7 protein-coding genes are annotated in these 14,622 nt (G+C 48.8%); 1 reads left to right on the forward strand and 6 read right to left on the reverse strand.

What is annotated here, in order from left to right; all coding sequences use genetic code 11:
- Positions 1 to 9 precede the first annotated feature (9 nt).
- A complete protein-coding gene (locus tag ACO08K_RS12330) occupies positions 10 to 2,484 on the reverse strand; it encodes an ABC transporter permease (protein WP_421796702.1) in 2,475 nt (824 codons plus the stop codon).
- A 265-nt stretch (positions 2,485 to 2,749) separates the two neighbouring features.
- Between ACO08K_RS12330 and ACO08K_RS12335 the strand changes: the two genes are divergently transcribed.
- A complete protein-coding gene (locus ACO08K_RS12335) occupies positions 2,750 to 5,203 on the forward strand; it encodes a S9 family peptidase (RefSeq protein ID WP_421796703.1) in 2,454 nt (817 codons plus the stop codon).
- A gap of 123 nt (positions 5,204 to 5,326) precedes the next feature.
- On the opposite strand, the gene ACO08K_RS12340 is transcribed toward ACO08K_RS12335, so the two are convergent.
- The 5 genes from ACO08K_RS12340 to ACO08K_RS12360 all read right to left on the reverse strand — a co-directional run bounded on the left by ACO08K_RS12340 (position 5,327) and on the right by ACO08K_RS12360 (position 14,452).
- Complete coding sequence (locus ACO08K_RS12340) at positions 5,327 to 7,702, reverse strand: hypothetical protein (RefSeq protein ID WP_421796704.1); 2,376 nt, start codon at positions 7,700 to 7,702, stop codon at positions 5,327 to 5,329.
- Between the two features lie 34 nt (positions 7,703 to 7,736).
- Positions 7,737 to 8,228 carry a T9SS type A sorting domain-containing protein gene (locus ACO08K_RS12345; protein ID WP_421796705.1) on the reverse strand — a complete coding sequence of 164 codons (492 nt, stop codon included), beginning with the start codon at positions 8,226 to 8,228 and terminating at the stop codon, positions 7,737 to 7,739.
- 262 nt (positions 8,229 to 8,490) lie between these two features.
- On the reverse strand, positions 8,491 to 10,950 hold the full coding sequence (locus tag ACO08K_RS12350; RefSeq protein WP_421796706.1) for an ABC transporter permease: 2,460 nt from the start codon (positions 10,948 to 10,950) through the stop codon (positions 8,491 to 8,493).
- A 461-nt stretch (positions 10,951 to 11,411) separates the two neighbouring features.
- Positions 11,412 to 14,120 (reverse strand): ABC transporter permease, encoded by a 2,709-nt coding sequence (locus tag ACO08K_RS12355; RefSeq protein WP_421796707.1) that lies wholly within the window; start codon positions 14,118 to 14,120, stop codon positions 11,412 to 11,414.
- Entirely contained in the window at positions 14,117 to 14,452 is a 336-nt protein-coding gene (locus ACO08K_RS12360; RefSeq protein WP_421796708.1) for a PadR family transcriptional regulator, read from the reverse strand. Before ACO08K_RS12360 ends, ACO08K_RS12355 begins: the two co-directional genes overlap by 4 nt.
- Positions 14,453 to 14,622: the final 170 nt, after the last annotated feature.

Genomic DNA, 14,622 nt, shown 5'->3' on the forward strand with positions numbered 1-14,622 from the left:
AATAAAAACTTATTCACTTTTCAAAGATTTCACCGGATTCGCCAATGCCGCCTTTACACTTTGAAAACCAATGGTCAAAAACGCAATCCCAACGGCAGCTAGCCCCGCCACCACAAACATCCACCATTGCATGTTAATGCGGTACGCAAATTCAGCCAGCCACTGGTTCATAAAGTACCAGGCAATGGGTGAAGCAATCAGAATGGCCAACAGTACGAGTTTAAGAAAATCCTTGGCGAGCAGCGAAGTGATGCCAAAAACCGAAGCACCCAGCACCTTGCGAATGCCAATTTCTTTGGTGCGCTGCTCCGCCGTATAAGCAGCCAGGGCAAATAGTCCCAGGCAACCAATGAACAATGCAAGGGCCGTGAACACGCTGAGCAAGGTGGCTGCTTGTTGTTCTACGAGGTACAGTTGTCCAAATGAGGCGTCGAGAAAATCATAATCAAACGGCCCTTCGGGTACCGCCGTTTTCCACAAGGCCTGGGTTTTTTCAATCACCGCTTTTTCGGAACCAGGCTGTAGTCGAATGGACATAAAGGAGCCCCAGGTTTGGTAAGTCTGGGAGGACTCGTGAAAAATAGCCGCTGGTTCGATGGCCGTCCGCACCGAACCCAGATGGAAATCCTTCATGATTCCCACTACCTGAAAACGCTGATTATCATTGCCAGGATAGCTCATCCATTTGCCAATGGGGTCTTCCCATCCAATCGCCCGTACTGCAGCCTCATTTAAGATCACCGAGGTGGAATCACTTTTTGCATTATTTGGGTAAAAACTACGTCCCTTAAGGATTTGAATGCCCAGCGTTGACACAAAATCGGCATCAGTCAGGAAGGAGCTAAGCAACACACTTTTAGGTACGGCACGGCTTTGGTTGCCTTGATCTGGTTCATAGTAGTCGCCAAAACTGCCCAAGGATGGCACAAAGGAAGAATGGGAGGCGGCTTTCACTTCGGGCATTTGTAGCAGTTGCTGACGGAAGGCTTCCATTTTGCCTGGTTCTTGCAAGTAGCGCAACATGGGCAAAACCAGCACATTTTCACGTTGCAAACCCGGGGATTGGTTCCGCGCAAACTCCAACTGCTGGTATACCACCCAGGAACTCAACATCAAGGCCACCGATGCCGCAAATTGGAATACCACCAAACCATTGCGAATCCCCGCATGTCCACCACGGGTAGAGCTACTGATCTTGCTAAATATTTCTGAAACCTTGAAACGAGACAGGAAAAAGGCTGGATAGGAGCCTCCCAATAAACCTGCTACAAAAGTCAGCGCCAATCCAATAGCCAATACTTTGGTAGTCAACAAAGCAGGTACTCCCATTTGCATACCCGTCAACTGATTGAACAAGGGCAAAGCGGCACCCGCCAGCACAAAAGCCAACAGCCAGGCGGCAAAACTAAAGAACAAGGATTCTGCCAAAAACTGGCCGACCAGGGTACTTCGTTGGGAACCCAAGGCTTTGCGGACGCCAACTTCCCGGGCGCGTTGCATCGAACGTGCAGTGGCGAGATTCATAAAATTGACGCAGGCCAAGAGCAATATCAAGCCGCCAATCAGGGCGTACATCCGCACCTTTTTGCCGTCGCCAAGGGTAGTCAATCGGGATACCAGCCCCGCTTCGGCCAGGTGGATGGTGCTGAGGGGCAACAATTCCACATTGAAACGATCGCCCTTTTTTAATTTTTCCAAAAAATCGATGCCAATCCGGTTGTAGGCTGCTGGCGCATGGGCTTTTACCATCGCCGGAAATTTGGCCTCCAGCGCCGCCAAACTTTCCGGATTTAGCGGCTCTCTCAGTTTCACCCAGGTATCCATTTGCAACCACAACCAACTCCAGGAGAAGTTTTCAACCACTCTAAAATTGCTCATGGGCAGCAGAAAATCGAACTGTACGGTTGAGTTTAAAGGCAGGTTTTGGGCCACACCAGTCACGGTATATTGGGCATCGTTCAGGATCAGGGTTTGCCCCAGCGGCGATTTTTTGCCAAAATATTTTTCCGCCATCCGTTCACCCAGCACCAAACTGCCCGAGCGGTCCAGGGCCGAACCCACATTGCCTTCGCGCATCGGAAAGTTGAACAACTCCAAAAAAGAACTGTCCGCAGCATACGCCGTATTTTCGTTGAAAACCAGGGGCGCCTGCCCCGGGATTTCGCGGCGTACCACAGTTTCAGCCAGGTAAAAAGTGCGGGCAGCCAGTTCCACTTCCGGGAAATCTTGCGCCAAACGTGGCCCGAGGGGTGGTGGTGTATTGGTGGTCCGAGCCTCTTCTTCTCCAACTTTGATGTCCAAACCCACTGAATAAATCCGATTCACATCGGGTACAAAGTTGTCATAACTATTTTCATGCAACACAAACAAGCCGATGAGCCAGGTTGCTGCCAGACCTACGGCCAGACCACTAATGTTGATGAGGGTGTAAAGGCGATTTTTTTGAAAATTGCGAAGGGCAATTTTTAGAGCAGTTGTAAGCATTGGGAAGGCATTTGTTAAGGAATAGGCCAATTTTTATGCCAAACAAATAAGGTGTTGTTTTTCAGTTTTTTATCAAAATGCACATCATCTCCTCGTGTCCGATTTTGAACAGGTATGTGCGATTTTGGAAAATACCTACAAGCATTCATCTTCACCATCCCAACATATCCCCCGCCAAAACGCCCAATCGACGACATACCCACTTCTCTAAGTTGTTCAAATGCTAGATTGTGGCTAATTTAATCGTAAATAAAACCAATTTGTCATGCTAACACGACAACTATTTTCTCTCATCACCGGATTTTTACTATGTGCTGCGGCGCCCCTGTGCGCCCAGGAGGATGTAGCTTACAAAGTACCGCCCAAAACCATTTCCGATATGTTGTTGGCCAAACCTGCACCCAATGTGAGTGTAGATGAAAAAGGCCAATGGATGTTGCTCACCGAAGTGAGTACCTACCCTTCGGTGGAAGAATTGGCTCAACCTGAACTGCGCATTGCGGGTTTGCGGATCAACCCCAAAAACTACTCGCCCAGTCGCCAAAATTTCATCAACAATCTGTACCTGAAAAACATCGCTACGGGCAAGGAATCCAAAATCACGGGTTTGCCAGTTCCCCTTTTTGCAGGAAGTGTAAGCTGGAGTCCAACCGATAAAAAAATCGCCTTTACCAACACCCTTGGCGATCACGTCGATTTGTACGTCATCGACATTGCAACACTAAAAGCCACCAAAATCAACAAAATGGGGGTCAATGCCGTGTTAGGCAGCAGTTACCAATGGTACGACGACAACACCATCTTGTACAAAGGTACCCTGGCTCCTGCATCAACTGCACCGCCCAAACCTGCCATGCCCAAAGGCCCAACTACGCAGGAGAATTACGGCAAAGCGGCCCCTCAGCCCACCTTCCAGGACTTGATCAAAAGCCCTCACGATGAGCAGTTGTTTGGCTTTTACGCAAAGTCTCAACTGGTGAAAAACGTGAATGGGGTGGAAACGAAAATCGGACTACCTGCCATTTACGCCAGCATCGACATTTCCCCCGATAAAAAGTACTTGCTGACCCGGACTTTGAACAAACCTTTCTCCTATTTGGTCACAGCGAACCGTTTCGCTTCTACTGTAACCATCACGGATCTTACGGGAAAAGTGGTGAAAAAACTAGTTGATTTGCCATCCGGTGAAACGACTCCAAGCGGCCGCGACAACGTACAAAATGTGCCCCGAGGTATCGAATGGCGCGATGACGAAGCGGCTACAGTCGTTTGGTGTATGCCCCTCGATAGTGGCATGATCAAAAAAAATGTGGAATACCACGATGCAGTATATGCCCTCAGCGCCCCTTTTACGGGCAATGAAAAAGAACTGTTCAAAACCAAGTTGCGCTACTTCAATACTTCCTGGGGCAATGCCAGTCTGGCACTGGTCACCGAGGGCCTGGGCAGCAAACAAATGACCCGCACCAACCGCTACAACCCTAGCACTAGTGAATTGTCCATGCTGATGGAGCGCAATACCACCGATGCTTACGGCAATCCCGGCTTTCCGGTTACTGAGGTTAACCAGTTCAATCGCCGCGTCATCAAAACCATCGAAAATGGCAGCAAAATTCTGATGAACAATACCACCGGAGCATCTCCAAAAGGTGACCTGCCGTTTTTGGCTACCCTGGATTTGAATACCAAAAAAACCGATATCATCTGGCGTTGCCCGGAGGGTACTTTTGAATCGGTAGTGAGTGTACTGGATGCAGATAAGTTGACGCTGCTGACGCGCCGGGAAGATGAAAAAACGATGCCGAACTATTGGCTCAAGGATTTGAAATTGCGCATTGCCGACCGGAAAATCACCAATTTCACCAATCCTTATCCACAATTGGACGGAGTAACCAAAGAAAAAATCACTTACAAACGCGCCGATGGAGTTGACCTTACCGGGGATTTGTACTTGCCCAAGGGTTACGACGCCAAACGCGACGGGCCATTGCCTACACTCATCTGGGCTTATCCCCGCGAGTTCAACTCTGCGGCCGATGCAGCCCAAATTCGGGGTAGCGAGCACCGCTTCACCTTGTTGAACTGGGGCTCGCCGATCTTCTACGTGACTCAGGGCTACGCGGTACTCAACAACGCGGAAATGCCCATCGTGTCCACCGACCCGAGCAAACAACCCAACGACAATTTTGTCGATCAGGTGAAAATGAACGCCGAAGCAGCCGTTAACAAACTGGCCGAAATGGGTGTGGGTGACCGCAACCGTATGGCGGTGGGTGGCCACAGCTACGGTGCCTTTATGACGGCGAACCTGCTGGCGCATACCACACTATTCAAAGGCGGTATTGCACGCAGTGGTGCCTACAACCGGACTTTGACTCCCTTTGGTTTCCAAAACGAAGACCGGACTTATTGGCAAAATCCCGATTTGTACCACGCGATGAGCCCCTTTAGCTTTGCGGATAAAATCAAAACGCCGATCCTGCTGATCCACGGCGAAGCGGACAACAATACGGGTACTTTCCCGATCCAAAGTGAGCGGATGTTCAACGCGATCAAAGGACATGGGGGTACTGTGAAATTTGTGAGCCTGCCCCATGAGAGCCACGGTTATGCTGGCCGGGAAAACATTTTGCACATGTTGCAGGAGCAGTTTGGCTGGCTGGAGAAGTACGTGAAGAATGCCAATGTTGATGCAGGTAAGGTGAGTCCAAAGCCTTAAGCGCTCCATTCCTAGGGTGCTTCTTTAGTGCCTTAAGTTTCTTAGGTGGTAAAAAACACAATTTTCACCACCTAAGAAACTTAAGGCACCGAAGAAGCACTTCAGGAACTTACCCAGTATTCATTAAGGTTTTTTCACCATTTCATTCACCGTCTCCTTCACCTGGCCGTAATACTTCGCCATATCCTGGGCCTGCTCCGGGTGATCAAACATATACCCAATCAAAGGGTATTTATCCAGATTGATGTTCGCCCGTTCAACCAGGGCTTTTTTCACATCTTGCAACATCTCCTGGCGATTCGCGTATTTTTTACCCTGAAAATAATTATCCATTTGCGAAGGGTGGGTATTAGAAACCGTGAAGTCAGGTGCGGCGGGACGATTTGCCAAAGTTGTTTCCCCCACTTCGAACAAATGCGGCTGATAATCGGGCTTCAATTCCTGAATTGCCTTTTGCATTTGATTGATCACCATTTGCATTTCTTCGATGAGTTTTCCGGTGTCATTTTGGTTCAAACCCACTGCGGTATTGATCAATTTGAAAAACTCGCTGCCATCAGCGGCTTCCCAGGCTACCCCAATGATGCGTTTAAAATCACGGGCTTTCATCTTATCGGGTGCTACGGCAATGGCCAAACCATCACCTTCCCCCGAAGGCAGCAGGTAATCCCCAATGTGTACGACGCCCCGTACTTTTACAGGCACCTGCCCCATGAAGGCAATTTTTTCGGAGTTCTTTTCTCCTTCCTTCGTGTTGGGCATATTCCCCAACACAATCGGCGAGGCCGATACGACCATAAAGCGTTCCGCCTGGCTGAATTTTTTGGACACTTTGCCCCCATTCACCCCCACTACATCGCCAATACTCATTGCTTCGGCAGGGTCCACGCGAGGTAGCCACTCGGCATAGTCACCCGAGCCCGACTCAAAAGCTACGCCCAAACTCAAATCGGCGTAAGTAGCCACCAGGGTTAGATTGGTAATGTCGATCACCAAATCGAAAGCATCACTAAAGATGTCTTCTGGGTCGAGCACACTGGCTACACTGGTCACCGTTTGTACGATGGAGCCAAAAACCGTGATTGAATTGGTGAGGATATCCAGGGTGTAATTGGAAAAAACCTGAGCCTTAAAGTTGTTGGCCGCTTCCGGGCCTACTCCTTGGGTGAAAAGTCCAGTTTTGGGGTCGCAGGCGATGGGTTCAAAGATGTTTTTATAAATGAAACTGGCCGGCCCACCCGTAGGGTTTTCGATGTAGTCCAAGAAATTCCCAGGTAGGCGGGTGAAGGGATTGTCCAGATTGAGGTTGGGCAAAGTAACATCTACATCCACATCTACCCCAAAGGGATCCAAACTTGCATCTACATTGACATCCACTTTTGGCAACAGATTGATGACCAATTCGCCAAAATTGTAACTGATACCCGGAGGTGGGCTGGTCACCATTTTAGTGATCAGACCAACCAAACCTGAAGGGTCGAGATCGCCCGTATTCATGCCCTCAATGCGGCCAGTCATTTCTCCATTTTTCCAAAAGGACATGTAATTGTTGCCACGGCCAGATTCCAGGTTGCTGTTGGTAGTTGGGGTAACTTCGATGGCAATCCCCTGGGTGCTGCCCTTGACCAATAAGGGGTAACTTGCCTGTTTGCTTTGACTGCCATCGGCACCTCCATTTACAATCAAACGGCCATTGGCAGTCAACGGACCATTCACGTTGGCCGATTCATTGACTTGTAAGGTTTTGGTGGTAGTTTGGTTGCCGACGCTCAGGTCTTTAGCAATGGAGCCGTTGTTACCGACGCTGAGGTCGTTTTTAACTTTTACATTAAAAAAACTGCCATCGCCATCTACAGTTAGGTTACCGTGGATAAAAAGGTTGCCCGGCATGTTTATCGTCCCATCCGCCAAAATGCGCAGTCTTTCCACATTGTTGGTTTTAAAAACCAGGTCTTCATCTACTGTTGTGCCAATAAAATGGCATTCGTCGGATACTTTGTCGTTGCCATTGACGGTCCAAAAGGGCATTCCGGCGGCCACCCGACTGCAGGAGCTTTTTTCATTGTTTTCGTGAAAATGCAGGGTTTCTGCTGATCCAGCGTGGTAAGCATAGGGCACTGCCAACAACTGGCTTGCTCCAATCACGCTAAACGCTTCTTTTTTGCTCTCGGACAGGGCCAATTCCAGCCAAATGTTTTTTTCAGCCCAGGGGATGGTTTGGAAGGTGCTTCCTTTACTTTCTCCTTTTCCGATGACTAGGTTAAAGAGCCCGTTTTCATTGGTGGTGACCTGATGCACTTCCGAATAAACGGCATTTCCTGAGGGGCCATCAGACAATAAGTTGACCCGCAAAAAAACGGTCTTTTTGGAGAGCAATTTACCCGCAGCGTCGCGGGCAACTGCCTGGTAGTTCATGCCTGGCAAGGAGCTGAGTTGCTGAGCTTGAACAAAACCTGCCCAACAAAGTAGAAGGGCATATAGGGCGAAAAACTTTTGCATAATGATGAAGTTTTGGGTGTTTAAAAAAGATCATTTATTGCTTGAGAATTTTAGCAGACTGCAACACCTTTCCTTTGGCATTCAGTACCAGCAGGTAATAATGCCCGGCAGGGAAGCGCTGTAAATCCAATTGCTCATCGACCAATCCTCCCGTAAGCCGATCGGGCAAAAGCAGCCGGCCTGCGGGGTCGATCAAGCGCAAACGAACTTGTTCATTAGCCCGCAGCTTGGCCTTGACGAACAAATCGGCACTTACCGGATTGGGATAAATCTGAAAGCGTTGGTCAGATGTGGTCAGTGTCTGATCGGGCTCAACACTTAGGTAAGGCTGATGGAAACCTTCGTTGATTTCGCCATCGGGGTGCTCATAGCGGCTAACTGCTACTTCTCCCAATGTCCATTCCAGCCGGAAGGTCTTGTTGGCATCGGTTTTACCCGCTGCCCCCAGCACTGATCGCTCCAGGCCTTGCCCCCGGATGTAGGGTGCCAACATACCGGCGAGCAGGATAAAAAGGATTTTTTTCATGACGTATGGTTTTTGAAATAGATATAACTAACCAATAGCTCACTGATGGAACTTTGAATCCTGATACGGGCCGTCTTGTTTTTGTTTTAAGTAATTTACAGAATCAGAGAAGGGAGGACGAAAAAGTGCTCTGAGTCAGCAATATACGTTTTTTTTTATATCTGCACATTTTTTTAACGCTGCTTAAAAAAGCAAAGCGGTCAAAAGCTACACCAGCTTTTAACCGCCTTAACCCAATAAACTATTCAAAATTCAGATTGTATTATTCGCTGCGCAAGGCATTCACAGGATTGGCCAAAGCCGCTCTTACACTCTGCAAACTCACCGTCACCACCGCAATCACCACCGCCAGGACTGCTGCCACAACAAAAGCCCACCAAGGGATATTGGTACGGTAGGCAAAGTTTTGCAGCCATTTTTGCATGATGAAAAAGGAAAGGGGAGCCGCAATCACAATGGAAACCAAAACCAGGCGCACAAATTCTTTGGCCAACATGCTGGTTACTTGTGTTGCCGTTGCCCCCAGTACTTTGCGAATGCCAATTTCTTTGCGGCGTTGCAGCGCCTGATAGGAAGCCAGGCCAAACAGCCCCAGACAAGCCACTAAAATGGCCAACAAGGTAAAGAAGCCAAATACCTGCCCAAACAGGATATCCGAACGGTATTGTTTTTGAAAATGATCGTCCAGGAAAAAATAATCAAAGGGATCAGCCGGAAAATGTTTGGCCCAGAGTCCCTGCACCGAGGCAATGGTGGAGGCATAATCCCGGCTTTCTATTTTAGCCGAATAAAAATTGCGCATGCCCTCCCGGTAACTGATCATCATGGGCATCACTACTTTTTGTAAACCTTCCTGGTGAAAATCACTCACTACTCCAATTACTTTAATGGAATCGGTGCCAGCCATGATATAGCCATTTACAGCTTCAGCAGAAGAGGCAAAGCCAAGGTCTTTGGCGGCAGATTCGTTGAGGAGCACCGTGCGATTGTTTTCACCAAATTTTGGGTCAAAAGGCCGCCCTTCCAGTACTTCAATATTGTAGGTTTTTAAAAAATCGTAATCACAGGCCATACGGTACATGGTAATCCGCGATGCGGTGGTCGCGTCCTGGCCAGCCCGGAAAAAAGAACTGGTCCAATAGATTTCATTGCCCGGCACGGTGCTGCTAGCGGTCACACCCTGGATGCCGGGAATTTGTAGCAGGTCTTGTTTGAAGGCAGAGAAAGCACTAGTGTAGGCACTGTCTTGCAAACTTTGTACCCCTTCCAATACCATGGTTTGTTTGACCTCAAAGCCAAGGGGTTGATTGCGCATGTAGTTGAGTTGGCGCAGGACCACCACTGTACCCACCATCAAGGCAATGGAGGCGGCGAATTGAAATACAATCAACCCCTTGCGCAACCAATTGCCACGGGGGCTTCCTTTCAGAGCACCTTTCAGTACGGCAATGGGCTGGTAACTCGACATGACAAAGGCAGGATACAAACCCGAAAGCACAATACCCACCAGGCAGGTCAGCCCAAAGGTAGTCCACAACTGAGCACTGAGAGGACCGAATAGCCCCATCCCGCTGAAATCGCGTTCCACCAAACGCCCAAAAGTGGGCATCATTACCCAGGTCACACCTATGGCGATTAGCACAGCAACCAGGTTGAGCACAAAACTTTCGGCCATGAACTGAGTTATCAACTGTCGTTTGAAAGCGCCCAGCACCTTGTGTACACCGACCTCCCGCGCTCGCTCCATGGAACGCGCCGTAGAAAGGTTGATAAAATTGACCCAGGCGATGGCCAACACAAAAAAGGCGATGAGGTACAAAAAGTTGACTCCCTGCCCATCGGCATTGACTTCGGCTTCCTGATTGACATGCGACTCGAGGTGAATGCTCCGCAAGGGCGTCAAAAAGGCGTCAAAGCGGATATTGGCTTGTTTGAGCCGTTCCTCATTGTTCATGTAGCGGTCACAAAAGGCAGGCAATTTTGCTTCCAGTGCCTTGGCGTCCGCATCGGGGCGCAATTTGTAATAAATGTAGAAGTCGTACCAGCCCCAGGCTGTTTCGGTCGCGTTGGTGGTGTCGCCCGACATGCGCAAAATATTGCCCAGGGTGCTATAGGATACCAGGTAATCCAGGATCAGATGAGAGTTAACCGGATAATCTTCAAATACCCCGGTCACTTCATATTTTCTGGGGAAATTGGCATCGGGAACGGTCAAGGTTTTGCCCAGCGGGTTTTCTACGCCAAAGTACTTTTTAGCCGTTTTTTCGGATAATACAATTTTATCTGGTCCACTTAGCGCCGTTTCCGGGTTACCTTGTTGCAAGTTTACCCCTAAAATATCCAGAGTGGCTGGATCAGCGTAATAGCCTTTTTTTTCTGCGAAACGAATATTCCGGGTTTCATTGGCCAGTAAGGTCTCGGCATCAATCAAGCGGCAAAAATCTTCTACCTCGGGAAAATCTTTTTTCATGGTGGGCCCAAAGGCGGGGAAAACGGTAGCGGATTGCCACTCTAATTCACCCTTGGTGGTTTTGTCAATTTGTAACCTCCAGACCCGATCCGCATGGTCGGTAAAAGAGTCGTAACTGCGTTCATACAATACGTATTGGAAAATCAATAGCGCCGCGGTCAATCCAGCACTTAAGCCAAGTAAATTGATGGCAGAAATACTTTTGTTTTTCAACAAATTACGCCAGGCGAGTTTGAAGAGGTTGGTCAGCATGAGTCGGGTTTAAATGGTTGAAAATCCTTCGCTTGTATACAATTAGCACTGGATTTTAACCTCACAAATCATGCCGAAGCAATAAGTGGTTGGTTGTCAAAAATTTATTTCGAGACAAAATCCAAAAGTGTACGGTTTTGAGACAAAATTTGTACGCAAGTGTACAGCAGAATTTTTTGGCTACAACAGTTCGGCACCCCGAATTTTGGTGATTTTTGACCAAAACACCTTGCGGCGCTTGCAAGTTCCTCTACTGCATCGCTGCTTAAGTGATTTCTTGAGTGCCTTAGGTTTCTTAGGTGGTTAATCAATACCCTGCTTCGCAGGTTTTTTTCTTTTTTACCACCTAAGAAACTTTAGAAACCCTAGATTCACCTCAGTAGATTCATCAAAAATGCTCGGTTGTTAAGTGATTGAATGCTGAAATTTTCGATGCCTTCTGTTCGTAGCCTAATTCATTCCTACTCACTCCGCAGCGACTTCACGGGGTTCGCCAATGCCGAGCGCACACTCTGCACACTCACCGTCAAAAACGCGACCGCCACCGCAATCAGCCCCGCCAAGACAAAAACCCACCACTGGATTTCAATCCGATAGGCAAAATCCTTGAGCCATTGGTTCATCAAATACCAGGCGATGGGGGAGGCAATACAAATGGAGAGCACCACCAGGATGATAAAATCTTTAGCCAGCAAACCTGTCAAGCTGCCTACACTTGCCCCCAATACCTTGCGGATCCCAATCTCTTTCATGCGTTGCTCCGCAGCAAAAACCGACAAACCGAATAAACCTAAACAGGAAATAAAGATGGCCACCAGGGTAAAGGTGCCGATGATGTCCGAAAAGGTTCGTTCCGCCTGATAGAGCTTAGCCACTTCCTGATCCAGGAACGTATATTCAAAGGGGATTCCAGGGAATAATTCGCCCCAGATTTGCTGGGCTTTTTGTACAAAAACGGGGTAATCTGTAGTCGTTACATCGGTAATCACTTGAGGCAAAAATTCGGGCGGAGATACCCGCACCATGTAAGGAACAACCTTTTCAGACATGCGCTCAAAATTGATGTCTTGCATTACGCCGATAATGGTCAATTGAATTTGCACCCCTTCGCCCCGGTCACTGCGTAGAACCATACCCGGTGCTTTTTCCAGCGGAATATTCATTGCCTTGAGCACCGTTTCATTCACGATGACTTTGGCTTTAAATTCGTCGCTAGAAGTATCTCTTGCAGTAAAATTTCGGCCAGCCAAAAGTTTGACTTTCAAAGTGTTCAGGAATTTTTCATCGGTAAAAGCAAAACGAATGACCGTAGTGCTGTTCATGTCTTCCCCATCTTTGTACATCGAAATGTCGTTGGGCACAAACTGCCCTGGATAAGCCGACATGCCAGTTACCCCTGCTACTTCGGGCAGCGCGGCCAGTCGATTGCGGAAGGCACCCAACTGAGGGCGACTTTCGTTGGCTCGTACCGGAAAGACAATTTTTTGATTTTTTTCAAAACCCATGTCCTCTTTCAGCAAATAATTCAACTGCCGCTGGATGACGACTGCGCCAATGATCAATACCGAAGAAATAACGAATTGGCTTACCACCAGCACCTTGCGGAAATTGATGGCACCTCTGGATGTTTTGGTATCCCGCATGCCTCTAAAAATGCTCAGGGGATTGAAAGAAGAAAGGTAAAAAGCCGGATAACTGCCCGCAATCACCCCGGTGAGCAATACCAGCCCCACAATAATGCCCCAGGTAGACCAATCCTGCGTCAATTGCAAACTCAAGGATGCTCCCGTAATTTGGTTGAGCAAAGGCAACAAGAGCCAAACCAGCGGTACGGCTAGGCCTACTGCAATCAGGGTCATCAACATACTTTCGCTCAAAAACTGACCCATGAGTGAGGAGCGCCCGGCGCCAACCGCTTTGCGAACCCCTACTTCCTTGGCCCTGCGGGTACTGCGGGCGGTGCTCAGGTTCATGAAGTTGATGCAGGCCACCAGCTGTATGAACCCGGCAATTAAAAGCAACATGTTCAGGAAGCGCTCGCTGGTGCCTTTAGATACTTCCAGGCCCTCGGCACTGGTGTGAATGGCTCGGACGGGTTGCAGGAAGAGTTTTTTCTGCATCTTCATTTGCCGCAGTTGATCACCTCCATTGCGCTCGATAAAAGCCGCCAGTTTGGCTTCAAAAGCCTGGACGTCGGTACCAGGTTTAAATTTTAGGTAGCCGTACAAGAAGTTGTTGCCTGCCCAGCTGTTGTCGCTGCGCACGTATTCGCCCATACCCCGCGAGTTCATCGGGGTAAAAAAGTCGGGCATCAGGTGGCTTTTACCCAAAGAATTGTTGAATACTCCGGTGACTTTATAGGTTTCCTCCTCCACTTGTCCTGTGACTTTTAAGGTCTTGTTCAAGGCATCGGTGGTATTGAAGAGTTTAATGGCCAGGGCTTCCGAAATGACCATCGACTGTGGTGCATTCAGGGCTTTTTTCGGATTGCCAGCTAAAAAATGGTAGTCGAAGGTTTCAAAAAAAGTACTGTCCACTACATAGCCGGTATTTTGGTAAAAAACCTTATCGCCCACTTTAAACAGGTAGCGCTCTACCCCAAACGGCGCGGGATCAAGTACCCGGGTAGAACTTTCCACCTCAGGAAACTCTGCTTGCATGGCCGGAATAATCGGAGGTGAGCAGGTTGACATCCGACGAGGGTCTTTGGTATCGGGAAAGTTTAGCTCAGTGGTCACCCGGTACAGGCGCTCAGCAGCGGTATGGTGTTTGTCGTAACTGCGCTCGTCCTGCACATACAAAAGGATGTACAAACAACAGAGCGTGCCGATGGTAAGCCCAAAAATATTGAGCCCAGCGTAGAGGCGGTTTTTGGCCAAATTGCGGATGGCGATGTTGAAATAATTGCGGATCATGGTCGGATGAAATGTGGTGTTGGATGATGGATATGGGCTGGGCTTACGTTTGATGGCAAAAGGTTTGATGAAGCCCAACACTTCGAGGATGTATTGAAATTTTGCTTTTTGCACCCCAATCTGTTCCACCTGATAAAAAAACTCTTCGTGCAAATCACCTTGCACGTTTTCCAACAGGTGGGGAGCACAAAACCACTCCAACAGGCGATCGGCCCAACGGGGTGGCTGCGGCGTAGGTTGTTCGAGGCGGCTCATAGGCTTGGATCGGTTTTAGGGTTGGTAAAACGGTTCCACAAACTGCTGCGAATCTCCTGGATTTCCTCCAAGGTACGGATGCCATAGGCGGTGACTTTGAAGAAGCGCTTGCGGCGACCGCCACGCTCGGCGGTGGGCTCACCCATTTCGGAACTGAGCATGCCCTTGTCTTCCAGGCGTTGCAGGGCAGAGTGCACCTGATTGAGCCGGAGCGCGCGCCCGGTTTGGGCAATGAGCTCGTGGAGCAGCACCACGCCGTAGGCTTCAGCTTCCAGTACAGCGACGGTCAGGAGTACCAATTCTTCAAATTCGCCCAGGTAGGTTCTTTTCATGCAAAAGTATTATATCTACTTTTGCTGATCAAATGGCGTGCCAAGAGCGTATATGATTGTTATTGAGTGGATTGCGGAAGAAATAAAAAAGAGGGGTTGTTCGGGATTGGACAGTTTTTGTGCGGTTTCGGACGCGGGGAGACGCAGCTTCGCTGCTTATTTTTTAAAGC

It is taken from the genome of Haliscomenobacter sp. (assembly GCF_965225875.1).
Taxonomy (GTDB): Bacteria; Bacteroidota; Bacteroidia; order Chitinophagales; family Saprospiraceae; genus Haliscomenobacter.

Bases quoted from the DNA above. Each gene is read 5' to 3' on its own strand.
- ACO08K_RS12340 (WP_421796704.1), bottom strand. From the start codon at position 7,702: ATGCAAAAGTTTTTCGCCCTATATGCCCTTCTACTTTGTTGGGCAGGT.
- ACO08K_RS12355 (WP_421796707.1), bottom strand. From the start codon at position 14,120: ATGAGCCGCCTCGAACAACCTACGCCGCAGCCACCCCGTTGGGCCGAT.
- ACO08K_RS12335 (WP_421796703.1), top strand. From the start codon at position 2,750: ATGCTAACACGACAACTATTTTCTCTCATCACCGGATTTTTACTATGT.
- ACO08K_RS12360 (WP_421796708.1), bottom strand. From the start codon at position 14,452: ATGAAAAGAACCTACCTGGGCGAATTTGAAGAATTGGTACTCCTGACC.
- ACO08K_RS12330 (WP_421796702.1), bottom strand. From the start codon at position 2,484: ATGCTTACAACTGCTCTAAAAATTGCCCTTCGCAATTTTCAAAAAAAT.
- ACO08K_RS12345 (WP_421796705.1), bottom strand. From the start codon at position 8,228: ATGAAAAAAATCCTTTTTATCCTGCTCGCCGGTATGTTGGCACCCTAC.
- ACO08K_RS12350 (WP_421796706.1), bottom strand. From the start codon at position 10,950: ATGCTGACCAACCTCTTCAAACTCGCCTGGCGTAATTTGTTGAAAAAC.